The organism is Halobacteriovorax sp. DA5 (genome assembly GCF_002903145.1).
GTDB lineage: Bacteria > Bdellovibrionota > Bacteriovoracia > Bacteriovoracales > Bacteriovoracaceae > Halobacteriovorax_A.
This window is the reverse complement of the sequence record NZ_PPDJ01000003.1, coordinates 159,234-184,498: the sequence shown is the minus strand read 5'-3', so window position 1 is coordinate 184,498 and position 25,265 is coordinate 159,234. Positions and strand designations below refer to the sequence as shown.

Annotated in this window: 23 protein-coding genes; 12 read left to right on the top strand and 11 right to left on the bottom strand. The window is 36.8% G+C overall.

Going from position 1 to position 25,265, the window contains the following annotated elements; translation table 11 throughout:
* Positions 1 to 24: 24 nt before the first annotated feature.
* A complete protein-coding gene (locus C0Z22_RS07490; protein WP_146037833.1) occupies positions 25 to 309 on the bottom strand; it encodes a hypothetical protein in 285 nt (94 codons plus the stop codon).
* Between the two features lie 74 nt (positions 310 to 383).
* On the bottom strand, positions 384 to 992 hold the full coding sequence (locus C0Z22_RS07485; RefSeq protein WP_103217743.1) for a TetR/AcrR family transcriptional regulator: 609 nt from the start codon (positions 990 to 992) through the stop codon (positions 384 to 386).
* 267 nt (positions 993 to 1,259) lie between these two features.
* Here C0Z22_RS07485 and C0Z22_RS07480 point away from each other — a divergent pair, with 267 nt between their 5' ends.
* The 3 genes from C0Z22_RS07480 (at position 1,260) to C0Z22_RS07470 (ending at position 4,856) form a co-directional block, all read left to right on the top strand.
* Positions 1,260 to 1,913, top strand: coding sequence for a lysophospholipid acyltransferase family protein (locus tag C0Z22_RS07480; RefSeq protein WP_103217742.1), 654 nt, complete (start codon positions 1,260 to 1,262; stop codon positions 1,911 to 1,913).
* Positions 1,914 to 2,067: 154 nt separating this feature from the next.
* Positions 2,068 to 3,774, top strand: coding sequence for an ABC transporter ATP-binding protein (locus C0Z22_RS16340; RefSeq protein ID WP_103217741.1), 1,707 nt, complete (start codon positions 2,068 to 2,070; stop codon positions 3,772 to 3,774).
* A 107-nt stretch (positions 3,775 to 3,881) separates the two neighbouring features.
* Positions 3,882 to 4,856 carry a YheT family hydrolase gene (locus C0Z22_RS07470; protein ID WP_103217740.1) on the top strand — a complete coding sequence of 325 codons (975 nt, stop codon included), beginning with the start codon at positions 3,882 to 3,884 and terminating at the stop codon, positions 4,854 to 4,856.
* A gap of 29 nt (positions 4,857 to 4,885) precedes the next feature.
* Here C0Z22_RS07470 and C0Z22_RS07465 read toward each other — a convergent pair whose 3' ends face one another.
* Complete coding sequence (locus C0Z22_RS07465; protein WP_103217739.1) at positions 4,886 to 6,031, bottom strand: serine protease; 1,146 nt, start codon at positions 6,029 to 6,031, stop codon at positions 4,886 to 4,888.
* Between the two features lie 191 nt (positions 6,032 to 6,222).
* Positions 6,223 to 7,152 (bottom strand): LysR substrate-binding domain-containing protein, encoded by a 930-nt coding sequence (locus C0Z22_RS07460; RefSeq protein ID WP_103217738.1) that lies wholly within the window; start codon positions 7,150 to 7,152, stop codon positions 6,223 to 6,225.
* A gap of 66 nt (positions 7,153 to 7,218) precedes the next feature.
* On the opposite strand from C0Z22_RS07460, the gene C0Z22_RS07455 reads away from it, so the two are divergent.
* From C0Z22_RS07455 to C0Z22_RS07435, 5 genes are all read left to right on the top strand, one after another.
* On the top strand, positions 7,219 to 8,628 hold the full coding sequence (locus C0Z22_RS07455) for a sodium:solute symporter (protein ID WP_103217737.1): 1,410 nt from the start codon (positions 7,219 to 7,221) through the stop codon (positions 8,626 to 8,628).
* A 61-nt stretch (positions 8,629 to 8,689) separates the two neighbouring features.
* Positions 8,690 to 11,029 carry an NADP-dependent malic enzyme gene (locus C0Z22_RS07450; RefSeq protein WP_103217736.1) on the top strand — a complete coding sequence of 780 codons (2,340 nt, stop codon included), beginning with the start codon at positions 8,690 to 8,692 and terminating at the stop codon, positions 11,027 to 11,029.
* A 12-nt stretch (positions 11,030 to 11,041) separates the two neighbouring features.
* The gene (locus tag C0Z22_RS07445) at positions 11,042 to 11,428 is read left to right on the top strand and encodes a Rid family detoxifying hydrolase (protein WP_103217735.1); all 387 of its coding nucleotides are present in this window, start codon (positions 11,042 to 11,044) and stop codon (positions 11,426 to 11,428) included.
* 13 nt (positions 11,429 to 11,441) lie between these two features.
* A complete protein-coding gene (locus tag C0Z22_RS07440; RefSeq protein ID WP_103217734.1) occupies positions 11,442 to 12,080 on the top strand; it encodes a YdcF family protein in 639 nt (212 codons plus the stop codon).
* Between the two features lie 19 nt (positions 12,081 to 12,099).
* Complete coding sequence (locus tag C0Z22_RS07435; protein WP_103217733.1) at positions 12,100 to 13,554, top strand: M17 family metallopeptidase; 1,455 nt, start codon at positions 12,100 to 12,102, stop codon at positions 13,552 to 13,554.
* Between the two features lie 41 nt (positions 13,555 to 13,595).
* On the opposite strand, the gene C0Z22_RS07430 is transcribed toward C0Z22_RS07435, so the two are convergent.
* The 4 genes from C0Z22_RS07430 to C0Z22_RS07415 form a co-directional block, all read right to left on the bottom strand.
* Positions 13,596 to 15,782: a bifunctional (p)ppGpp synthetase/guanosine-3',5'-bis(diphosphate) 3'-pyrophosphohydrolase gene (locus tag C0Z22_RS07430; protein WP_103217732.1), complete on the bottom strand. Its 2,187-nt coding sequence runs from the start codon at positions 15,780 to 15,782 to the stop codon at positions 13,596 to 13,598.
* The gene (gene gmk / locus C0Z22_RS07425; RefSeq protein WP_103217731.1) at positions 15,782 to 16,348 is read right to left on the bottom strand and encodes a guanylate kinase; all 567 of its coding nucleotides are present in this window, start codon (positions 16,346 to 16,348) and stop codon (positions 15,782 to 15,784) included. The genes C0Z22_RS07430 and gmk overlap by 1 nt, the downstream gene beginning before the upstream one ends.
* Before the next feature lie 4 nt (positions 16,349 to 16,352).
* Positions 16,353 to 17,234 carry a YicC/YloC family endoribonuclease gene (locus tag C0Z22_RS07420; RefSeq protein ID WP_103217730.1) on the bottom strand — a complete coding sequence of 294 codons (882 nt, stop codon included), beginning with the start codon at positions 17,232 to 17,234 and terminating at the stop codon, positions 16,353 to 16,355.
* Between the two features lie 105 nt (positions 17,235 to 17,339).
* On the bottom strand, positions 17,340 to 17,996 hold the full coding sequence (locus C0Z22_RS07415; protein WP_103217729.1) for a hypothetical protein: 657 nt from the start codon (positions 17,994 to 17,996) through the stop codon (positions 17,340 to 17,342).
* A gap of 201 nt (positions 17,997 to 18,197) precedes the next feature.
* On the opposite strand from C0Z22_RS07415, the gene C0Z22_RS07410 reads away from it, so the two are divergent.
* Positions 18,198 to 19,067: a flagellar basal body-associated FliL family protein gene (locus tag C0Z22_RS07410; protein WP_103217728.1), complete on the top strand. Its 870-nt coding sequence runs from the start codon at positions 18,198 to 18,200 to the stop codon at positions 19,065 to 19,067.
* Here the strand turns inward: C0Z22_RS07410 and C0Z22_RS07405 are convergent.
* A complete protein-coding gene (locus tag C0Z22_RS07405; protein ID WP_103217727.1) occupies positions 19,056 to 20,297 on the bottom strand; it encodes a sigma-54 dependent transcriptional regulator in 1,242 nt (413 codons plus the stop codon). The two genes, C0Z22_RS07410 and C0Z22_RS07405, sit on opposite strands and share 12 nt — an antisense overlap.
* A 53-nt stretch (positions 20,298 to 20,350) precedes the next feature.
* On the opposite strand from C0Z22_RS07405, the gene yihA reads away from it, so the two are divergent.
* Entirely contained in the window at positions 20,351 to 21,028 is a 678-nt protein-coding gene (gene yihA, locus C0Z22_RS07400; RefSeq protein ID WP_103217726.1) for a ribosome biogenesis GTP-binding protein YihA/YsxC, read from the top strand.
* Between the two features lies 1 nt (position 21,029).
* Here the strand turns inward: yihA and C0Z22_RS07395 are convergent, their stop codons facing one another.
* Positions 21,030 to 21,329 (bottom strand): hypothetical protein, encoded by a 300-nt coding sequence (locus C0Z22_RS07395; protein ID WP_103217725.1) that lies wholly within the window; start codon positions 21,327 to 21,329, stop codon positions 21,030 to 21,032.
* Between the two features lie 60 nt (positions 21,330 to 21,389).
* Between C0Z22_RS07395 and C0Z22_RS07390 the strand changes: the two genes are divergently transcribed.
* Positions 21,390 to 22,310 (top strand): lysophospholipid acyltransferase family protein, encoded by a 921-nt coding sequence (locus C0Z22_RS07390; protein ID WP_103217724.1) that lies wholly within the window; start codon positions 21,390 to 21,392, stop codon positions 22,308 to 22,310.
* Positions 22,303 to 23,247 carry an NAD-dependent epimerase/dehydratase family protein gene (locus tag C0Z22_RS07385; protein ID WP_158246850.1) on the top strand — a complete coding sequence of 315 codons (945 nt, stop codon included), beginning with the start codon at positions 22,303 to 22,305 and terminating at the stop codon, positions 23,245 to 23,247. The genes C0Z22_RS07390 and C0Z22_RS07385 overlap by 8 nt, the downstream gene beginning before the upstream one ends.
* A gap of 11 nt (positions 23,248 to 23,258) precedes the next feature.
* On the opposite strand, the gene C0Z22_RS07380 is transcribed toward C0Z22_RS07385, so the two are convergent.
* Positions 23,259 to 25,163, bottom strand: coding sequence for an alkyl sulfatase dimerization domain-containing protein (locus C0Z22_RS07380; protein ID WP_103217722.1), 1,905 nt, complete (start codon positions 25,161 to 25,163; stop codon positions 23,259 to 23,261).
* Between the last annotated feature and the right edge of the window lie 102 nt (positions 25,164 to 25,265).

Below are 25,265 nucleotides of genomic sequence, written 5' to 3'. Positions count from 1 at the left end.
AATTTAGAATTGGTTCATTGAAGTCTAGTAAAGGCGTATCTTATCACTATTTAAAGTGCCTAACTCTTCTCCACAAATATTTGTAGGTGCCTGACCTTGTGGACCGAGAGGAACTGTCTCTAAGAGTGTTCCTTCAATATCCTTCTCATCGGTATGGCCACGACACTCAATTGCACTAGAAGTATAGGAGATAACCTTATACTGATAGATACTTGCCGGAGCTCTTAGCGGAGAATCCACTCCCTCATCAAGGCATGACAGTAAGAGAATGATAAAGAATATGATTGAGATTATTTTTTTAAAGGGCATATCCTACTTTTCGGAGAGCTTCTAGAACGAGGAGACTTAATTAAAGTAAAAAGGGAGCCGTAACTCCCTTACTATTAATTTGAATTTAGGCCACCTAATAGATGGCGAGAAGTGAAGCGAATGTAATCAATACTCTCTTCAGCTCCAAATGAAGATGTATAGGCATGAAAGCTAGATAAGAAGTGATGCCACAGCATTCTTCTAAAGCCTTCTTCCTCTTCTGTGCGAATAATAATTCCAGCACTTCTAAACAACGGTTGTACCCATCCCCAATAAAGATCAACAATCTGTGGGGTCAACCTAGCGGCGACTGAGTCATTATCGGCCATATTCTTTGTATTGTACGCAAGAGATAAAAATTCATCAGCGATATTTTTGTGAATCATTAATTCTTGAAAAATCGCCTTGTAATTATTTGCAAGATTATCAGCGTTTGATTCATTCTCTTCAACGCGGAAAGGCTTGTTCGTAATTGCAGAATTCAAATTTTCTCTAAATAGACTGAAGATGACATCCTCTTTCGACTTAAAGTAATTATAGTAAGTTCCAATCCCCAATCCACACACTTGGGCCAATTCTCGCATTCCTACTTCATCGACCCCTTTTTGAGTAAATAATTCCATTGAGTTTTTTAGAATCATTTCTCTCGTTCTCTGTTTCTTGATTTCTCGTAAACCTGCCATAACACCTCCTTCATGGTCAGCGTAGAACAAGTAGCTCCCGAGCTAATTGGTCGAGAACTCTTTCTAATTTGATCATAGTCGATTCATGGATGACGCTCATCTTAATTAAGTTAAAAGATGGTAATTCGTAGGTAAAAATTTAGTCAGCTGATCTTCATCATTGCCCATTATATGTACTTTTTGAGAGATTATTGACTAATTTATAAACACCGATTTTTTTTAAATTGCTTAATTTACGAAGAATCTTAATTTTGAGATAATGATTAAATGTCTATATTATTAAAATTAGTTCCTACATTAGTTTCTTGGTACCTAAGATTTGTTAAGTTCACATCAAAAATTGTTGTTTTAAATCCTGAGAACTTAGATCTGGCAAAACAAATGGGAAATCATGGAAATTACGCCCTGGCCGTATGGCATGAGCATTACCCGACTTCAGTTTTAACAGAACTTGATACGGGACTAATTACAATGGCATCTCAATCAAAAGATGGAAGCCTAGCTGCAGACACAATTGCAAAATTAGGATTTAGTCCAACTCGTGGAAGTTCATCACGTGGAGGAGCAAAAGCACTACAATCAATGATCGAACAAATAAATGAGAGCAGACTTAATTCTGCTATTACAGTCGATGGACCGCGCGGGCCAAGCTATGTCCCAAAAAAAGGCATCCTCGTTGTAAGTCATGAATGTGAAACACCTGTACTTTGCATTCAATCTATTTCCACTCGCCGCTTTTGCATCAGTAAGAGCTGGGATAAAACAAAAATTCCTAAACCTTTTGGGCGTATCTACGTCGCTTACGGTCAGCCTTTTCAAGTAGAAAGTCTAAATAATGATGATTTAAAAGCTTATAGCGAGCAGATTGTCACAACGCAACAAGGCCTTACAGAGCAAATTCGTAAGTATGTAGAATACTAAGTCACTGAAATCATGTAAATTGTCGAGATTTTTTGATGAATTAAGTCGTGAAATAATGTGTCGTTAGTGGTACAAATTTAAGTTACTATTAAGATTTCAAAAAGATTTTATTATAATCAAGAATTGATCAATATTGTTTAAAAAGTGAGATGCTATGGCAGAGAATATGCTGGAAATTAAAAACCTTACAGTTGAATTTCAAACAGAAGATGAAAGAGTTAAGGCCGTAAAAAGCTTAAACCTAAGTATTCCAAGAGGAAAAACTGTTGGGCTTGTTGGTGAATCTGGTTCAGGTAAGTCAGTAACATCTTTAGCAATTATGGGACTTATTCCTAACCCTCCTGGAAGAATCAGTGAAGGTGAAATTCTTTTTAATGGTGAAGACTTAACTAAGGCTTCTAATGAAAGAATGAGACAACTTCGTGGTAATAAGATTGCAATGATCTTCCAAGAGCCAATGACTTCTCTAAACCCTGTATTCACAACAGGTAATCAAATTGATGAAGTTCTTATGCTTCACCAAGGAATGACTAAAGAGGAAGCTCGTAAGAGAACAATCGAATTATATGAAGAAGTAGGTATTCCTTCTCCTAAAGAATCAGTAGATAAATATCCACACCAAATGTCAGGTGGTCAAAAGCAGCGTGTAATGATTGCGATGGCAATGGCATGTGAGCCTGAACTTCTAATTTGTGACGAGCCGACAACTGCTCTTGACGTTACAATCCAAAAGCAAGTTCTTGAACTAATGTTTGATCTTCAAAGAAGACACAACATGAGTATGCTATTCATCACTCACGATTTAGCAGTAATTGCTGATATCGCTGATGAAGTTGCGGTTATGTTTAGAGGTGACCTAGTTGAGCAAAATACAACAAAAGCACTTTTTGAAAATCCACAACACCCATATACAAAGGGACTTCTAGCTTGTCGTCCAAGTCTAGATGAAAACCCAGTTAGACTTTTAACTGTAGATGACTTCTTAAATGCAAAAGAAGATATTGATGTTTCAAGCCTTGAAATGAAAAAACCAAGAGCAATTAACGAAACAGATAATCCAGTTCTTCTAGAAGTTAAAAACTTCAACAAGCACTTCCCTATTAAAGGTGGTATTTTTGGTCGTACTGTTGACTGGTTTAAGGCCGTTGACGATGTAACGATTCAAGTTAGAAAAGGTCGTACTCTTGGTCTAGTTGGTGAATCTGGATGTGGTAAGACAACTCTTGGTCGTACAATCCTAAGACTACTTGAGCCAACTGCTGGTGAAGTTATTTATGACGGAATTAACGTTACTAATTTAAATAAAAAAGAAATGAGGGAGATGCGTGAGAGAATGCAAATCATTTTCCAAGATCCATACTCTTCTCTAAACCCACGTATGACTATTGGTGATATCGTAACAGAACCAATGGTAATTCACGGAATTGGTGGATCAAAGAAAGAAAGATATGCTGTAGCAGCTGATCTTCTTGAAAAAGTAGGACTTAGAGGTGATCACCTTAATCGTTACCCACATGAGTTCTCTGGTGGTCAACGTCAACGTATCTGTATTGCACGTGCCCTATCTCTTAAGCCAGAGTTTATCATCTGTGACGAGTCAGTATCTGCACTAGATGTATCGGTTCAAGCGCAAGTACTTAACCTACTTCAAGATCTTCAAGATGAACTAGGTCTAACTTATATCTTCATTTCACACGACTTATCTGTAGTTAAGTACATCTCGGATGAAATCGGTGTTATGAACAAAGGTAAGATTGTTGAGTACGGACCAGCACACGAGGTTTATCGTAACCCACAAGATGAGTACACGAAGAAGCTTCTAAGCGCTATTCCGAAAGGTGTTCCTAAAGAACTACTTTAATTAATTTTCTAAACTAATTTTTAGATAAATTCATAAGAAAGGAGGTCATTGACCTCCTTTTTTTATTTCCACTTTTTGCGTTATAATATTGAGATGGAGGAAGCGTAATGCCTGTCATCGAATCAAGATACACTTGTCATCAGTCTCTACAAAATGGTCACTTACAAACGATCATTCCATTCTTTATAAGAAGAACCCCTAGACATAAATTTGAGAAGCGAACACTGACAACTCCAGATGGAGACTTTCTACGCTACTATAGATCAACAACAAATTCTCCACTTGAAAACAAACATCTCATCATCATCTCCCACGGTTTAGAAGGAAATGGTCGAGACCGCTATATTGTGGACATGATGAAAAAATTCAATTCTCAAGGTTATGATGTCATTTCCTGGGATATGCGCTCGTGCGGTGGAGCACTAAATCGAACTAAAAAGTTTTACAATGCTCAAGACTATCACGACTTAAAATTTCTCGTCGATAATGTTTCTGACGAATATGAGCATGTCTCTTTAATGGGAATTAGTCTAGGTGGTGCAATTACTGCAAATTATCTAGGAAGACACCCCGAGGTTGTTAATCATAAGATTTATCGCGGCTTTATTCTTTCTTCACCAATGGACTTAAATGGTTGCTCAGTGAAATTAAAAACTGAAATTTCACGTCATATCTATCGTCATGTTTTTGTTTATTCCATGAGAAAGAAAGTGATCGAGAAGGCCAAGGTTATGGAACTTCCTGTTGATCTAGATAAGGTGAAAAGTATTAAACATATTGATGATTTTGATGAGTATGTTACGGCGCCTATCTATGGCTATCGTGACGGTAATCACTATAGAGAAGAAGCTTCACCAATTAGTCACTTGGAAAAAATTCGTGTCCCATTTTATATTCTTAACGCCTATGATGACCCATTCTTATCGGAAGAAAGTTATCCATATGAATTGGCCCAAAGAAAAAGTAATTTATACCTCGAAGTACCAAAAAATGGTGGTCACGTAGGGTTTATAAAATCTCCCTCTGAAAAATATTATTGGTATGAACATCGTATTTTAGATTTTTTGAAAATGAAGCTATAAGAAAGGCCTCCGATTGGAGGCCTTATTATTTATTTTTTAAATTCTACTTTGTATTGAGCCTTGGCCCCTTTATAACCGTAAACTTTGATATAGTAAGTATTTGAAGAGTTAACTTTTAGCCTTACTGCTTCATTGTCACTTGAAGATTCTTTACGAGATACAACTTTATAACTTGATCCCATTTTCTTTAAAACTTCAAAGTCTAGATCACCTTCACTATGAGAGAAAAAGATTTTAAAGTCTAATACTTCACCGGCCTTCATTTCTGCTTTGTAAAAATCAACATCTTCTTCGCTATCGATTTCAACATTTTGAGAGAAACTTGATCCTAACTCTGTTGCCGTTTCAGCAGTATTATTATCAGAGCTTGGTGTATCTGAAGAATCACTATCATCTTGATCTTGTGCTAAAACACTTGGGAAGTTTTCTAAGATGAAAGGAACAATTCGACTCATTGATACTGCACCATTGTAAACTCCGCGTCCTCCCCATCCGCCGTAACCAGCGTGGTGGATTGCATATACCTTGTCAGAGTCTGCGCTAAATACTGGTGAACCTGAAGATCCTCCCAATGTATCCGCATCATATAGAACATCTCCTCTTAGGCCAACAACTTTCCCTTCAGAAACCTTCTTCGTCCAGTCACAATCATAGTCTGTGTAGTAATCACAATTTTGGTGGATAACATAAACACTATCACCTTCTACTGGCTCAGTTGTATCTAATTCAACCTTACCATATGTCTGTCCAGGAGTTCCCTCACACTTAACAAGTGCAAAATCTAGTTCCTCATCATTACCGATAAATTCACTACATTTGATTTCACCTTGGTTAGACTTTGAAACACCTTTTTCGTGTTTCATAAAAACTTTCATTCCTACAACATCAGCAGCACTAGTGATGCAGTGATGGTTTGTCATTAAAATATTGTCTGAGATTAAGAAACCAGTACAACGGCCAGTATTTGAAAATTGAATGTCAGCTACCGCTTTTGAATTCTTTCTAACTTCTGATGATTCATCAAAAGCAATTACTTCTTGCCAGTTAACATCACCAACGATGATTGAACCTGTCGAAACATCTGCGTTTGATGAAGCAGGAACACCTTGGCCACATGAAACTGTTAAGAATGTGGAAACAACTACTAATAAAAACATGGAACTTCTTACTGACATTACCCTCTCCTCCAATCTTCCTTATGGAATTCTTCAAGTCCTTTTGTGAACTTGTTGATTGAGTAATTTATAAGAAAATAAACATGATTTAAGAACCTAGGTGTCTTTTTTATAGGTCAATAATGCTTAAAGTTAAGCAAATGTAAGAAATGAATTAAAAATGACAAAGAATAGCGGTGCTAAAATGTCACCTAATCAATAGGAATTATTGAAACATCTGCATTCTTATAGCTTTTTAGCTCTTTAGGAATAACTTTTAGGATTAGTCCTTCAAGTGCATCAATAACCTTCTCTTTGTAGAAAATACGACCATAAACTATTGAAACTTCGCGAGTTGGAACAGGTGGAGTGAATGAGCGGATCATTTTCTTACGAGTCCCTGTTAGATCTAACATATCCAGGTGTGGAATGATTGTATAACCGCTATCTTTGGCCACAAGGTTCTTAATTGTTTCAAGAGAACCACTTTCAAAGTGTTGAAAGCCTTTTACTTTCTGACAAAGATTTAGGACCTGGCCACGAAGACAGTGCCCTTCTTGTAAAAGCCATAGGCCATCTTTGTCGAGATCTGAGAATTCGAGCTGGCTCTTGTGAAATAACTCGTGATCTTTTGCTATAAATCCATAGAGTGGTTCATAGAATAACACTCTTTCAATTAGCTGATTATTGTGAAGTGGAGTGACAAGAAGTCCTGCATCCAATTCATCGCGATCAAGTTTTTCGATGATCTCTTCAGTTGTTCTCTCTTCAATGATAAGGTCGACTTTTGGAAATTCTTTAACAAAGCGACTTAAAAAAAGTGGTACGAGGTACGGTGCGAGAGTTGGAATAACTCCAAGCTTGAATTCACCTTCTATACCTACGATTGGATCACTTGCAATATCTTTTAATTTTTTAAATTCTTTATTAACAACTCTTGCTTGTGCAATAAAAGTTTCACCTTCAATCGTTGGAACAATAGGATTCTTAGAGCGATCAAAAATAACAAATCCTAAGCTATCTTCTAACTTTTGAATTTGCATACTCAATGTTGGTTGAGAAACATGACACTCTTCAGATGCTTTTCTGAAGTGACGGTGTTTATCGACTGCTAATACATATTCCAGTTGAGTTATTGTCATAACAAGAGTTCCTGAAGGTTGATTTATAATTTCTATACTATATCATACTTCATAATCGGAGACTATATGAAGAGCAGTATTGATTTATTTCAAAGTCTATCATCTTTAGACTTATTTATATTTTTTGCCATTTTAGGTTTAACATTAGCGAGTGTGATTTACGGCCAATATCGCATGAAAAAATCCACCGAAAAAGAGACCTTCCTTGATTTACTAATTATGGGAAGAAGACTTACTTTGCCACTTTTTGTCGCAACACTTGTTGCAACTTGGTATGGTGGAATTTTTGGTGTTACTGAAATCGCCTTTAATCAAGGTATCTACAATTTCATCACTCAGGGTGTTTTCTGGTATGTAGCCTATATTATTTTTGCATTTTTTCTAATCAAGAAAATTGAGCCTTACCGTGCTGTTACTTTACCAGATTTAGTTGGAAAGATGTTTGGGCCACGCTCTGCAAAGCTCACAGCAATCTTTAATTTCTTTAATGTACTCCCAATTGCTTATGGAATAAGTTTAGGGATTTTTCTTCAACTAATCTTTGGTGGAACTCTATTACTAAACACTTCCCTAGGGGTTGGTTTTGTTGTTCTCTACTCGATGTGGGGAGGATTGAGATCAGTTGTCTTCTCTGACTTAATTCAGTTCTTTGTCATGTGCCTTGCAGTAGCTTTTGTACTTGGTTTTTCATTTTTTGAATTTGGGGGACTCCCTTACCTAAAAGCAAATCTTCCTGAATCTTATTGGTCACTAACTGGAAAGAACTCACTTGCGACAACTTTTGTCTGGGGTTTTATTGCTCTATCAACTTTAGTTGATCCAAACTTTTATCAGCGATGTTTTTCGGCCACGAGTGGTGAAGTTTCAAAAAAAGGAATCTTGATCTCTACTGTCATTTGGTTCTGTTTTGATATTTGTACGACGTTTGGAGCGATGTATGCAAAAGCCGCCATTCCGGATGCACAGAGCTCACATGCTTACCTAACTTATGCAATTCAAATTCTTCCAGATGGATTAAAAGGATTTATGCTAGCAGGAATTCTTGCAACAATATTATCAACACTTGATTCATATCTATTCATTGCTGGAACAAACCTAGCTTATGACCTCGCTCCAAAGAAGTACAAGGGGCGTGTTTGGGTTCACCACTTTGGTGTTATTTTTGTTGCCGTTTTAACAGTGATTATGTCTGAATACTTTCAAGGTAACATAAAATCTGTTTGGAAGACCTTGGGATCCTTTTCCGCATCATGTCTACTGCTGCCGGTCATATATGGCTACCTATTTCCTAAGCAAATTAGTGATAACCAGTTTGTAACGGCTTGCTTGATAGGTGTCGTAACAACGGGCACGTGGCGTCATATACCAAAGCCAGGCTTTTATTCTAATATTGATGAGCTTTATATTGGTATTATTGCAACTAGTCTAACTCTGCTCATTTATCACCTAATTAGGGATAAAAAGCTAGTCGGATAAGGGCCAAAAAGTGTATCCTTTGTGCTTAATATCGTAGGATTTTAAGTTCAAAGGATTACATATGACTGACAATAAAAAAGTCACGGATAAGTCAAACGCTGACGCTCAAAAAATTGAAAAAGCACTTAATTACCACTCAATGGGTCGCCCTGGAAAAATCGAAGTTGTTGCAACAAAACCATGTTTAACAGCATCTGATTTAACAAAAGCATACTCTCCAGGTGTTGCTCATCCATGTCTTGAAATTGCTAAGAACCCTGATGATGTTTACAAGTACACAGCAAAAGGAAACCTAGTTGCTGTTGTATCAAACGGAACAGCAGTTCTTGGTCTAGGAAATATCGGTGCCGCTGCTGGTAAGCCAGTAATGGAAGGTAAAGGTATTCTTTTCAAGCGTTTCGCTGATATCGATGTTTTCGATATTGAAGTTGAAGAATCAACTGTTGAAGGAATGGTAAATGTTGTTAAGGCACTTGAGCCTACTTTTGGTGGTGTTAACCTTGAAGATATCAAAGCACCAGAGTGTTTTGAAATTGAAAAACAACTAATCGAAAAAATGGATATTCCAGTATTTCACGATGATCAACATGGTACTGCAATTATCGCAGCAGCTGGTTTTATCAACGCGCTAGAATTATCTAAGAAAAAAATTGATAAAGTAAAAGTAGTATTCTCTGGAGCTGGTGCTGCATCAATGGCATGTGCTAAGCTTTTCTTTCACCTTGGTGTTAAGCCAGAAAACCTACTTATGACAGACTCTCGCGGTGTAATTTATAAAGGCCGTGAAAGTGGAATGAACGAATACAAAGAAGAATTTGCAAATGAAACTGATGCAAGAACTCTAGGGGATGCAATGGTTGATGCCGATGTCTTCATTGGTTGTTCAGCAAAAGGTGTTTTAACGAAAGAAATGGTTAAAACAATGGCAAAAAGTCCAATCATCTTTGCAATGGCAAACCCTGATCCAGAAATTCTTCCAAGTGAAGTTGAAGAAGTTCGCGATGATGCAATTATGGCTACAGGACGTTCTGACTTCCCTAACCAAGTTAATAACGTTCTTGGTTTCCCTTCAATCTTTAGAGGAGCACTAGATGTACGTGCTCGTAAGATTAATGAAGAAATGAAACTTGCAGCAGTTTACGCTCTTGCAGAACTTGCAAAAGAAGATGTTCCTGATGAAGTTAAACTTGCTTACCAAGGTGAAGATTTCAAATACGGAAAAAATTATATTATCCCTAAGCCTTTTGATACTCGTGTACTTACGAGAGTTGCTCCAGCTGTTGCTAAAGCTGCAATGGATACAGGTGTTGCAAGAAGAGAGATTGCTGATCTTCACGAGTACTCTGAACACCTAGCTAGCCGTCTTTCGGCAAGTGGTGCTTTCATGAAAACTGTTCGTGATCGTCTAGCTGCTCATATTAAGCGCACTGGTGAAAAAGTTAGAATGGTATTTGCTGAAGGTATTAATACTCGTATCCTTAACGTAGTTAAAACACTTCTTGATGGAAATGCTATTGAGCCAATTCTTCTTGGTCACCCAGATGATATCAAAGCAAAAATTAAGTCTCTTGGTCTTGAAGAGTTCTTAGATGGAAAAGTTGAAATCATCCGTCCAAGAAAAGCTGATAACTTTAAAGAATTCTACAAAGAATACTGTGAAGCTAAGCAAAGAGAAGGTGTTTCACTTAATGCTGCTGAAGACTTAATGATTCAAGAAAACTTCTACGGTTCAATGATGGTTAAAAAAGGTCTTGCCGATACATTTATCGCTGGTCCATCTCTAAACTATAGCGACTGTCTTTCTCCAATTCTAAAAGTTATTGGATCAAAGCCAGGAACAAAAGCGGCAGGTGTTTTCATCCTAGTATTTAAAGACCGTGTTCTTTTCCTAGCAGATACAACAGTTCAACCGGACCCAACTGCAGAAGATTTAGTAGAGATTGCAAACTCAACTGCTGAGCTTTACAAGTCACTAATGAAGAGAGATCCAAGAATTGCTTTCTTAAGCTACTCTAACTTTGGAGACTCAAAGCTTCCGGATGCTAAGAAGATGAAACTTGCTACAAAAATGGCAAAAGAAAAATATCCAGAACTAAAGATCGAAGGTGAAATGCAAGCAGACGTTGCAGTTAACCACGGTATTATGAAAAATCTTTTCAACTTCAGTGAACTTGATAAGTCTGCAGATATTTTAATCTTCCCTGAACTAAACTCTGCAAACATTTCGTACAAGCTTCTTGCTCAATTAACAGAAGCATCTGCTATTGGACCAATCCTTGTACCAATGAATAAGACAGTTAATATCATTCAAAGAACTGCTTCTATTAAAGAGATCGTAGATTCTTGTCGTCTAACGGCATTAAGAGCTCTAGAAGAAAAAGTTAACAGAAACGATATTTAAGAGGAGTTAAAGATGACATTTCAAAAGAATATTATTTCAACTGATAAAGCGCCAAGTGCAGTAGGAACTTACTCACAAGGTGTTGAATATAACGGGACATACTTCTTTTCTGGTCAAATCGGAATTGATCCAGCGACTAGTGAACTAAAAGAAGGATTTGTTCCTCAACTAAATCAGATCATGAAGAATATTGATGGGCTACTTGAGTCACAAAACTTAACTCGTGAGCACATTATTAAAACTTCAATTTTCGTTACTGACCTTGCTAACTTTGGTGAGGTCAATGCTGCATATGAAGCTTATTTTACAGCTCCATATCCAGCAAGAAGCTGCGTTCAAGTTCCAGCACTTCCAAAGGGAGCTGTTGTTGAAATTGAAGTTATTGCAGCTAAAGGATAATTAACACTTTTTTATGTTTGATAAGAAGTATGTATTTGAGACAAAACAAACTAGATCTTGGAGAAAGGCCCTCGAGCTTTTCTCCAAGTTTATTATTTTTATCTTAGGTTACTCACTTCTCTCTTACATCCTCATCCTCTACTCTCAAAACGAAAACCTTAAAACAAAAGAAACTTTCTATAAGAAAAGACCAGATATCATCGTTGTCTTTACTGGGGATAGAGGTCGTATTCAAGAAGCGATTCGCTTAGCAAAAGAATACAATCAAGAAAATATTCTAATTTCAGGAGTGCACACAAAAAATAGTGTTAGTACTTTAATTCAAAGTCATCAAATTACAGATGAGATTAATCACGATTTTCTTGATATCGATTACAATGCAAAGAATACTTATGAGAATGTTTTAGAAACTCTACAAGCTCTTCGTAAGAAGAGTAATATTGATACTGTTCTGATTGTTTCACATGATTACCATATTCTAAGAATCAAATCGATTATCGAATATCGTCGTCGCGATAGTGATCAATACAAGTTCTATTTCTGGGGAGTCAAGTCACCACTTGATTCACTTAGAAGTCTCAAAATTATCTACAAAGAAGTATTTAAATACTTCAGAACACTTACTTACTTGGCCCTGGCCAGTGAGGATTAAAATTTAAATAGGAGGAATAATGAATATCGTTCCATCAATCATGGCAACTAAGAAAAGTGGCCCAAAATCACTTCGTTCAACTGTAACGAGAGTTTACTTACTAACTGCAAGTGCACTAGAAGAAAGTAATATTACGCATTCTGAGCATATCCCGGAATGGATTATCGGAAGAATTGGCGAAGAAAAAGAAGTTAGTATCCTTGGTAGTGAAGGACCTATTATCTTCAAAGTTATCGAAGAAGCTAAAGATGGTGAGCAACACTATAACCTTATTACAGATAGTAACTACTCTATTGCAAGAGAAGCACTAGGCTCTCTTGTTGGTCAGATTACTAAAGAGCGCTCTAAGAAAGTTGAAATCAATTTCTACGGACTTGATAAAGATATGATTACTGGTGCAATCGTTGGACTTGAACTTGCGCTTTACCGTTTTAAAGAAGAACTAAACCTTGGTGCTATTTCATTCTTTGATGACGCAAAGAAAGTAGCGAAGTCTACAGTAGATACGGCCCTTTCAATGGCGCAATCGATTAATACAGCAAGGCACTTAGTTAATCTTCCTGCAAATATGTTAAACCCAGTAACTTACGCAGACGCGGTTAAGAAGCACTTTGCAAAATCAAAAACGATGAAAGTTACGATTTATGATGAGAAGAAATTAGAGAAAGAAAAATGCGGACTAATCTTAAGCGTTGGACAAGCTTCTGCGACTCCACCAAGAATTGTTCATATGCAATACCGTCCAGCGGGAGCAAAAGGCAAGCCTACAGCAATCGTTGGAAAAGGAATCACATTTGACTGCGGTGGCCTAAATCTAAAAGGTGGCGCAGGTATGGGTAAAATGAAAAAAGACATGGGTGGTTCTGCAACGGTTATGGGATTTGCTACGTGGCTAGAGAACTCAGGTGTGAAGAAAAAAGTAGACCTTTATCTTGCACTTGCAGAGAACTCGATTAATGAAAATGCTACTCGTCCAGGAGATATCTATACTTCTCGAAATGGCCTAAAGGTCGAAATTGGCAATACTGATGCGGAAGGAAGACTTGCTCTTGCCGATGCAATGGATATTGCGATTACTCAAAAAGAAAAGCCAGAAGTATTAATTGATTTTGCAACTTTAACTGGGGCCGCAAAAGTATCAATGGGTGATCATGTAACGAGTATGTTTGCAAACGATGATGAACTAGCTGATAAACTACTAAAGGCTTCTCAAAACAATGGAGACCTTTCTTGGCGTATGCCTCTTTATAGACCTTACTATAAAGGTTTTAAGTCGCACTTTGCAGACATGAACAATATGTCGACTGTTCAAGGTGGATCTATTGGAGCAGCTCTCTTCCTAGAAAAATTTATTGGTGACACTAAGTGGGCACACTTTGATATCTTTGGATGGACGAGTGGATTTAGACCTTCACTTGTTCAAGAAGGTGGATCTGGCCAAGGAGTCGAGACTCTAATTGGATACTTTAAATAAGAAATAAAAAAGCAGGTCGTAAGACCTGCCTTTTTTTATGCTTAACCTCTTGTAACAGAGATCACGGAGTCTAGTGCTTCAAGTCCCGAAATTGTTTTAAGTAGTTCAGAATAATCCTTAACCTCTACTTCAAAAATAAGGCTACCTTTTCGATCTTGAGTTGACTTGGCCATGGCCGAGCGAATATTTACGCCAAGGTTTCCAATTTCCTTAGAAATCATTGAAAGAATACCTGGCCTATCATGTGTTAGAACATGAATATTTACTGGGTGCTTAAACGTGAAATTCTCATTCCATTCAACGGCAATTTGTCTCCCGACATCACCTACATCGTAACGTGTACAGTCTGAACGGTGAATCGTAATTCCACGTCCTCGAGTGATATAACCAATAATTGGGTCCCCTGGAATAGGGTTACAACAACGGGCCATACGAACCATGAGGTCGTCCATTCCATCAACGATAACAGCATTATCTTTGTGAGCACGCTTTTTAGCAGTACGAGAAATAGTTGAAGTAAGTGAAGAGATTTCTTTCTTCTTTGCATCATCAACTTTTTCATCTTTTAGACCTGGAATACATTCGATAACTTTATCAACATGTAATTTCCCAGCGCCGACGTTATTGTAGATTTCACTATAAGTTTTAACGTTAGTCAGATTTTCTTTCGCATAATCAAGATCATTACGCTTTAAAACTGCTTTTAGAGTCGTACCAAGAACCTTGAATGCCTTATCAAGAGTTTCCTTACCAACTTCAATATTGCGCTCTCTTTCGGCCTTAAGCAGCCAAGACTTAATCTTTGCCTTTGCCTTAGAAGACTTAACAATATTTAACCAATCTTTATTAGGAGTTTGAGTCTTTGATGTAAGAATCTCAATTGTATCACCTGAGCGAAGAACGTACTTTAATGGTACCATTCTTCCATTAACTTTCGCTCCCACACAACGGTGTCCGATATCAGTGTGGACACGGTATGCAAAATCTAGTGGAGTCGAATTATCTTGAAGTTCAAATACATCACCATTTGGTGTGAAAACAAAGACACCGCCTACATCAAGATCATTCTTAACATGAGACATGAATTCAGAACTATTATCTGTGTCCTTATTATATTCAAGAAGTTCTTGTACCCAATCAAGTTTAGTCTTACCTGATGACATCCCTTCTTTATACTTCCAGTGAGCAGCAATCCCTCGTTCCGCAACTTCATGCATCTCTTGAGTACGAATTTGAATTTCAATTCTCTCTGCCTTAGGTCCAACGACCGTCGTGTGAAGAGACTGGTAGTTGTTAACCTTTGGGATTGCAATATAATCTTTGAAACGTCCTGGGATCGGTGTAAATGCCGAGTGAATAACCCCAAGGGCCTTATAACATTCAGTAATATTATTAACGATGATTCTAAATGCTAAGATATCGTGAATTTGTTCAAAATCCACACCGCGTGAAACCATCTTTTTATAAATTGAATAGAAGTGTTTTGAGCGTCCTGTAATATCGGCTTTTACTGAGTATTCAAAAAGCTTCTCTGTTACGACACCAATTGTGTCACCAATATAAGTTTCGCGATCACTCTTCTTCATCGCAACTTTTTCGGCCAAACGATAATAAACATCAGGGTGAAGGTAGCGAAGACAGATGTCTTCTAGTTCAATCTTTACCGAGTTGATACCGAGCCTAGAAGCTAGTGGTACGTAGATATCAAGAGTTTCTTCGGCAATTCGCTTTTGTTTTTCTTCACGAACATACTGAAGCGTTTTCATATTGTGCATACGATCTGCAAGCTTAACAATAATAACTCGCAGGTCTTGTGCCATGGCAACAACCATCTTACGGAAGTTTTCCGCTTGCGATTGTTCCTTTGACTTAAATTTCATTTTAGAGATCTTAGTTAGACCTACAACAATTTGCGCGATCTCAGTCGTAAATTCTTTTTCAATCTCTTCAGGAGTAACACTACAGTCTTCAACAACATCATGAAGAAGGCCTGCGATAATCGTATCAAGATCCATATGAAGCTTAACAAGAGTAGCAGCAACATTCAGCGGGTGAATGATATACTTCTCTCCAGAACTTCGCATCTGTCCCTCATGGGACTTTTCTGCAAAGAGATAAGCTTTTCTTAAAAGAGTGAAATTCGCGTCTGGATAATAAGTTTCGACACGTCGACAAAGTTCATCAATATTTAATTCGCGCTCATGGGCGAAATCGAGTTGCTGGTACATTACTTTCTTAAGATTCCTTCAAAAATATCTTTTAATTCAATATATGCAGTCTCAAGGTCATCATTAACCACAAGATAATCGTAATCATTCTTTCTAAGTAATTCGCGTTTTGCATTATCAAGACGAATATTTAAACTTTCATCTGTCTCCGTGCCACGGCCACGAAGTCTCTGCTCCAATGCTTCAACACTTGGTGGAGCAATAAATATCACACGTGCACGATCACCAAAATATTCTTTGAATGAGTCAGTTCCTTGAACATCTAGATCAAAAAGAAGATTATGCCCTTGAGCAATTTCGTTTTCGACAAAGTCTTTAGAAGTTCCATAGTAATTACCATGAACTTTTGCCCATTCTAAAAATGCATCTTGCTTCTTCATAGCAAGAAACTCTTCTTCTGATATAAAGTTATAGTGCTTACCATGCTCCTCACCTTCACGGGCCTTTCTTGTCGTAAAAGAAACCGACTCCAGGAGATCATGGAATTCATTTTTAATCCTCTTAATCAGAGTTGATTTTCCTGATCCAGATGGTGCAACAATAACTATAATTTTACCTTCACTCATAATACTACTCGAGGTTTAAACCTTGCTCTCGAATCTTTTCTAGCTGAACCTTCATTTGAACAACGGCTTCAGAGATCTCTTGTAGTGTTGACTTCGATCCCGTTGTATTAGTTTCGCGGTTAAGCTCTTGAATAAGAAAATCAATTTGGCGTCCAACTTCCCCGCCTTTTGTTAGCAGGTCATTTAACTTAGATAGGTGGGCATTAATACGATTAATTTCTTCGTGAATATCCATTTTCTCTAAGTAGAAGATTACTTCTTGCATAAAGCGAGGTTCATCAACAGGCATCGCCGTTTTATATTCTTCAAATCTCTTCTCAAGTCTTTCCTTTACGGCCGCTTGAAAATCATCTGACTTATCATTAACTACTTTAAAAAACTCTTCATAAGATTGCTGATGTTTTTTAATAACATCGACCATTTTTTGACCTTCAATCTTACGTGATTCTTTTAAGTTCTCAATCGCTCCCTTAAGGGCATCGATGGCAAAAACATTCATCTCATCAATAGAAGACTCATCGACTTCTTTCATAAATTCATTACGTAAAAAATCAGTTGGTTTTATATCGAGTTGAACATCATTCTTGTCTGCTAGATGTTTCATCGAAGTTATAAATGCGTTCACTTTTTCAGTATCAATATCATCAAAACGAGATTTCGCTTCAAGCCTTTTATAGCTTACGTTTATATCAAAGCTTCCACGTTTAAAATTTTGCGCAATGAGATTTCTCATTTCAAGTTCAACACTATTAAAAAGTGATGACATCTTAAATCGAATATCTTTAAAGCGATGATTTACTGTCTTGATTTCAACTGTAACTTGAAGGCTTTCACTTCCCGCTTCGGCCTTACCAAAGCCAGTCATTGAATATATATTTTTGGCCATTTCCTCTCCCAATGAATGACTTTTTTAACTCAAATATACAGCGATATCAACCGCTAGAAGTAATAATATTAAATATTTATTATACTCCCCTGAAGATTGCTTTCCCTACTCGAGAGACCAGCCTTCAACCTTTCCTTGGCTAAAGTAGACAAATTTACGCTCACCATTTTCAAAGAAGGTCCAACGCTCATTTTCAAGCTGTGGGTTACCTGCTGTGTCAACACGATGTGGGTTTCCCCAGCGATCAATTACATTCTTCTTGTCCATCCCCATTGCAATTTCGCGGTGTGCCTGAGCTCTTGGAGAATAGCGAAAAATTGATGCAGGCTTTCTGGCCTCAAATTTCCTCTGCTTCTCATATCGAACGAGGGTTCTTCCATATTCTTGCTGCTCTGCTCTTGTTAATGTTAGGTAGTATAGTTTTTGAGAGTCATTATCAAACATCCTCTCTTTTCGACGGAATGCTTCACGATCCTCAGGACGCATACTATCGAGCTTACCCTGTAGCTCCATTTTCAATCGTTTTTCTTGAGACCATGAAGGGTAATCTTCTTCACTTGATGGTGTTCTTTTCATCATTTCATCTTTAGAGTACTGCACATAGCTAGGGTCTCCCCCAACAGTATCAAACGCCTTACCTGGGCTAAATAGTGAGAATCCTTCATCTTCCTCTCCCATAACATCAAGAAATTGTCGATCCATTGAGATCGGTCCGCATGAAACAATGGTCAAAAGTGAAAATAATGTTAATGCTCTAAGCATGTCTTCTCCTTAAAATATTCTCCCCATCACCTCTTCTCTACGGCGTAATTATTGAGATTTCTTAAGAATCCATTCAGCTTCCCCCACATCCAGAAAAAACTTCCTAGCATATTAATTTACTCAAGAATTAACTGTTGCCACTCAGGTATTTTAGGGACTTGCCGATAAGTGCTATAGAGATAGATTTGGGGATATTCTGTAATGATGAATAAATGGCTAAAAATTGAAAAATATTTAAATGGTTTGCTAACAAATCTTGCCAACTTCTTTACTGGAATTACTCCAAATAAGATTAAGAATTCTTATCACAACTTTCTAAAGACAATCGCTGGACTAATCCAGAAGATCATTGCCTTGCCAGAGTTCCTTACTGGGCCGGCAAAGAAATGGTTTAGAATTAAGCTAGCTGCATTAGTCACATTCATGCTGGCCAAAAAGCAAAGTTTAGCAAGTGTTGGAGCTGCTTTTAAGAATTTTAAAATGTCTGGTGATATTCCTCTCATGGCCTACAACGCAGCGAAAAGTTTTTGGTCAAAGAATGTTGCCCTAAAACTTGCAGCAGTCTCTCCGGCCAAGGCCGTGGGAATAACATGTACCCTAACTGTTTTTTCACTAACAGGTATTTCTGTTTATCAAAATATCCAGGAGATTTCAGATAAGACTTCTCCAAAACAAGAAAGAAAAATTGCTAGTGAAGAAGATCTAGAAAAAGCTAAATGGGGTCGATCTCGTTATCGTCTGGCCAATAAAAGAACGATCTTTTTAAGAAATGTTGATATTCCAATTTACATAAAAAATAGAAATGGCATGAAGTCTCTTCTTATCGATGTGCTATTAGAAACAAATAATCGATACACGGCCCAGTATTTCTATAAACCAGAAAATGAGATTTTAATACGCGACCGCCTCAATGAATCACTTCAAGCTGTTGTGCCTAACTTTCCTCTTGAGCCAGAAGGGAAGAAAATTATCAAAGAAAAAGTTCGTTATGAAGTTAATAAACTAATTGAAGATCTAAAAATCGACGGTCACGTTGAAAAGGTCTATATCGACTCAATTTTAAATGGATAAGACCGTTCTCACTGTTTGATTTGAAACTCCAAGTAAACTTGCAGTAGTTGCAACATTTTGGTCACAATGATTAAAAACTTTTAAAAAGTAACGATGCTTCATATCTCGATATGAATAGAATTCATTATTTTCAATAGAACGATCTATTATCTGATTGTGATCCATAAGATTATCATCCATTTCACAATAAGTTAGAAGATTTGACTTCCCCTTTAGGTGCTTCTTTTTTAAATGTGCATTTAATTGCCTAATATTTCCAGGCCATGAGTAACAATGATAAAACTTCTTAAGTTTAGGGTGAATGGTAATGCCATATCGATTTTCATAAGAACAAAGTAACTCATTTAAACGTTGATCATTCTCACGCAAAGAATCTAATTTTATCACTTCTTCAGATGATATACGAAAATAAAAATCAGAGCGCATTTTCCCTTCCTCTACTAGCTTTAACAGGGAGCGACCTGAGGCCACGATAACTCTAGTTTTTATATATTGCGCTTGATTTGATCCAACTGGATAGAAAAGTCCATCATCGAGAAAGAGCAAAAGCTTTGCTTGAACTTCTTTTGAAATAGAATCGATTTCATCTAAGAATAATGTTCCACCATTGGCCATTTTTAGAGCACCATCCTTATCACTTAAGGCACCTGTAAAAGATCCTTTCTTATGACCAAATAATTCTGACTCCAAAATATTATGAGAGTAAGAACTTAAGTTAAGATGAACAAAATTACCAAGCACGCCACTTTGCTCATGTATCTTTTTTGCTAAATAGCTCTTTCCAGTTCCAGTCTCTCCTTCAATTAAGACATTAAGCTTTGGATGGATTTGATAATCAAAACTGAGCTTCTCTTTGCGCTCCTCTCTTAAGCAGCGAATTCGATTTCGCCCAAGGATGATTTCATCGCCCTTCCTCAGATAAGCGTGAGATGAAAATGAGCCGTTAATTCTAAAGGTTGCTCCATTAATTCCTGACAAACAAAAGGTATCACCTACATTTGTTTTCACAATTGATAGCTTAAAGCCAGCTTCATCCTCTATCGAAATAATAGGTAGTGATATTTCTAGAGAATCAACAATAAACTCCTTTCCTGTTAATTCAATATGATAGGATGTTCGATTCAATAAAATTCGACGTTTTGAGCCAAATAAAGGTGTAATTTCTATAGAATTTCCATGAACACAAAATGTGTCTTTTACAAGTTTATCTAACTTTGGTACTTCTAGCATATATAACTCCTTAGAATTTAAGCAAAATCGTAGATAAACGGAAGTGAAGAAAAATGGAATATAAAATCGCCAAAGGTACAACTCAATTCAAATACGGAATGACAGATGTGAACCAACTAATTGAATGGTTAAATGCAGAAAAACCGATTGGTGTAAGTTTCATTGGCCGCTCAAATGCGGGTAAATCTTCAACAATTAACTCTTTATTTGGAAAAAGTACTGCTGTTACTTCAAAGACACCAGGACGTACACGCCAAGTAAATATCTTCTCATTTCAATTAGAGAAAGAAGGTAAAGTTGTCGATAATCTTCCACCTTTCTATCTATTTGACCTTCCTGGTTACGGACATGCTAAGGTTTCAAAAGAAATTCATGCTCATTGGGCAAATCTAATGGATGAATTTTTTAAGAACTGTGGTGAACAAAACCTTATGCTTAATCTTCAAGATGCTCGTCACCCAAATCAAAAAGCTGACTTAGTCTTTAGAGATTACCTAAGCCCATTTGGTCATGAAGCATTTCTTCTATTTAATAAACTTGATAAGCTTAAGACTCAAAAAGAAAGAGCGGCACTTAACAAGCTAAAGCCTGCTATCTTTAAAGAACATAAGTGGGTAACTCAAATTCACTTTATTTCGGCCCTAAAAGGACAAGGGGTTCCGCAATTAGAAAATGCCATTATCAATTACCTTTTATTACAAAATGAGCTAGAGAATAACCAAAGAGACTAAGCTACTCTTTAGAACATTTTGATTTAATATTTGATACGTCTTTTTCCATCAAATGAAGTTGATTTTCATAATCTTTAATTTCTTTTAAGAGTTCATCAACTTTAGGGTTTTCCCACTCAAGTATTCCCGAACTAAGATGCTTTGCAGCTAGTTGTCCCAACTCCTGATACTTCTCATTTAACAGAGTATTTGTATGAGACGCAGTAAGCATCTTCTTACCAATAACAGTTGCCTTGGATAGTTCTTGAGAGCACTCATCAACTATTTTCTTAAGCTTGGTTTTCCATTCCTCTTTTTGCATAATTCACTCTTTCAGATAGAATAAATAATAGATCGTCCCCTATTTTACAAAAAGATAAGTATGATTTCATTAGATTTTTTAGCAAAAAAATTCAACTCTTTTGAACAGGTTCTTGAAAGTAAATTTTCAAGTTATAAGGACTTACTAACCAGTGAAGAAAAGAGCACTCTCGAAAGTACTTATCAAAGTCTTTTAAAGATTTATGGGGAGACAGAAGACCCTTGGGGCCTAAGTGTTCCAAAAGCCAAGAAGAGTTTTGAAATTCTTTATACAATTTATCGCCACTACTTTAAGGTGCGTTTATTTGGTAAAGAGAATATCAAAAATGAACAGTACATGGTTATATCCAATCACTCAGGTCAAATCGCCATTGATGGCCTCATGATTGGCTGTGCCTTCGCTTTTGAAAATGAACCACCTAGAGTTTTAAGGCTAATGGTTGAACGCTTTTTTACAGCTCTTCCCTTTATTAACAAATGGTCTTCTGAATGTGGTGCCGTTTTAGGTGATCGTGATAATTGCCTCAATCTTCTGAAAAGAGGTGAATCTCTTCTTATCTTTCCAGAAGGTGTAAGAGGCGTCTCTAAGAGCACAACTAACTATTATAAAGTTCAAGAGTTCACGCCGGGATTTTTTAGAATGGCACTAAAGAGTGGTGTAAAAATACTCCCCGTTGCAGTTGTTGGAGCCGAAGAGATATTTCCTTATGTTTACCAAGCAAGCGCAGTTGCTAAAATCTTGAAGCTTCCAGCACTGCCTATAAGTGCAAATTACTTCCCACTCCCATCACCTATTGATATTCATGTAGGTAAACCAATAGAATTACCAGAAGATATTGATGCAGATAGTGAGGATAGCTTAATTAATCCACATATTCGAGAAATAGAAAGAGTCATTCAATCAATGCTTACTGAAGGTAGGAAGACACGTAGACCTTGGGCATTTTCTAAAAAAATGAATGAGGATAACGGCGATGAATAATAAACGCTCTATCTTAATCATTGGTGCTTCAGGAGGGCTAGCAAATATTCTATGTGGAATTCTAGCAAAGCGTATGCCTGATGCAAGAATCATTGGAATTGATTCTCGAAAGATGAAAAACGAAGTTGATTTCGATAATTATACATTTCATCGTATGCGATATACACGACGAAATTTTGAAAAGCTCTTTCGTGAAAATAGATTTGAATCGATCTATCAAATAGGAAGGATTACTCCTCCCGGAGGAAGTGCCGAGGAACGCCTAAGTTTCAGTCTTGTTAATACCAGTAAAGTATTGGAGCTCGCGGAAAAGTATTTAATTAAAAAGTTTATCATGCTTTCTACCTATCACGTTTACGGGGCACAACCAGACAATCCTGTATTTATAAATGAAGACTATCCACTAAAAGTTAGTATTAAGCACCCTGAGCTACGTGATGTGACAGAGATAGACGCTCTATGTACTAACTGGATGTGGAAAAATAGAGAAAATATCGAAACAGTTGTTCTACGTCCTTGTAATATTATAGGACCTCAAATTGATAACACCATCTCTCGATATTTAACTTCTAATATGACTCCTGTGCCAATTGATTTTAATCCTATGATGCAATTTATCCATGAATACGATATGGCAAATATTTTATTTCAAGCATTAGATAAAATTCCAACAGGTGTCTACAATGTTGCTCCAAGTGAAACGATATCACTTCAAGAGGCAAAGAAGATTACAGGTACAAGGGATATTCCATTTCCAGTTTTCACATTAGAAGTTCTTTCAAAAGCGATCAGAAAGATCTGGCCGTTCCCGAGTTATTTCATCGATTTCGTTATGTATTCATGTATTATTGATAACACGAAAATACATCAATATATTCCGGAAGATATTTACCAATATAATTGTAGAAAAACCCTCTCGTTAATACGAAAGGGTTAGTTTTTTAATAATCATTCTTCTTCACTGGCCAGCGTACGTTCTTTTAGCACATTCAGGGCCGGATCATTTTCCCAATCATAGATAATATCGAAATTTGAAAAGGCTTCGATAACTTCTTCTCTCGTTCCTTTTTCAATTCCAATATCTGCACTAGCGATAAAGTCATCAACAGTTCCTAAATTATTATAAATCTTTGTAAACGTATCTTTGTTCATGTGCACTTCAATATCCTTCATCTTCTCAATCATCTTCCTATCTGTAACAAAATCAACAACGGCATTTCTTATATGTAGGCCATACTTTTCATCATAACCGAGATTCACTGCAATGAACTTATCAGTCCCTTGAGATCGTCCGGGATTAATTCTAATGCGATAATTATTAACAAACGCACTTGCATTATTTCTTACTTGTACAAAGGTTGCTGGTGCATTTTTAATAATGGCAACCTTACCTTCTGCTTTTCTTGCTTGACTCAAGGCCCAACTACGAGCAGTTGTAGCAAGGCTTCGATAGCCAATTTGTTTTAAACAATTTGCTTTGATTTGATTATTATCATTACTATTATTAATTCGAACAAGATAATTAGCTAACTGACATGACCACTGATAATCTCCGTCTCGATATGCATAATCAGCTAGCGACTTAACTCGTGTCTCCCCCCCCATCGCAAGAACAATTCGCTTCGCTTCATCATCAGGATGAAGCTTATAAAGATTTGTTGCATCACGATCAAAATGTCCAAAAATAGCTGTATAAATACGAGGAGGCATTGATGAAACTGTTCCATAATTTTCAATCAATGTAGGTTCACTTTTTAAATAATCAGGAATTTTCACAAAGTATCTTAGTTCATCAGGACCCATTCCAAGAGAGATACCTTTTAAGGTTTGATCTAACACAAACGAGAGGCCATCTTGATAACTTTGAAGTCGTTGTGCTATTTTTTCTCGTCCCCTTAGACTAGTAGAATGAGTACTCATAAGGATTTCTGGTTTAAGTTTTTTTATAAACTCAACTGACCTTTTCCAATCTTCTGGGTTACGATACTTACCTCCTCTTAGACTATAAATATTCGGAAACCAGCCCCACATAATATTATTCAGTACCGCCTTTTTAGATGGAATATGGACGAGAACTTGATTCGAGGTATCTGTACCGATATCTTTAGTATAGAAAGTCATATCAACACCAACAATTGTTAGACGTTGTCCATTACGAACAGGAGTGTTTACAGGAACAAAGCCATCATTATTAGGTATTACAGTATTTTTAAAACGTGCATCATCACCTTTATCTGGAAGGTATAGATTAAATTGCTCAACTGTTCTGGCCATTAAAACACCACTAACTTCAGAGTGTAGAGCTTCAACTCCTCCTGTCATCGCCATAACTTTATTTGTATTTGGATGACCAATTATCTTAATATTTCTATTACCTCTACGTTTTTCTTCTTCAACAAAGTACTTTGCACCAAGACTATAATGTTCATGTGAGTATATGATTGCTCTAACAGGATACTGAGTAACTTTTCTTAACTCTTTATAAAAGATGCTTGCATCGTGTTCGTTATCGCCTGTATCGTAGACGATTACGCCATCGTTACCAATGATAAAATGTGAGTTTACAATACTATCGCTTCCAATTGTATAGAGACCGCGTCCTAAGTTTAAAGTAGTTAATTTATCATATGAACCACGCTTTGAACTTTCCTGCGGTAATTTCCAATAATCGAAAGTTTCCTTAGACACAAGGGCCCCATTATCAAGCTTTGATAACTTCTTATCCTTCGACTTCATCATTGGATTATCATGGAGTAGTGTATTAGTGCTAAGAGCGCTTCCCATAAAAGATGTGCCTCTTCCTACAAAAAATGAGATAACACATAAAATTAAAACGAGAAATCCAACTTTCATATATTCTTCCTTTGTAGAGTTTCTTCAAAGAGTCTTTCGACATATAACAAAGAAAGAAGTACCTAAGTTCAGTTAAGCAAAGTGAAAAAAAATTAACTAAAG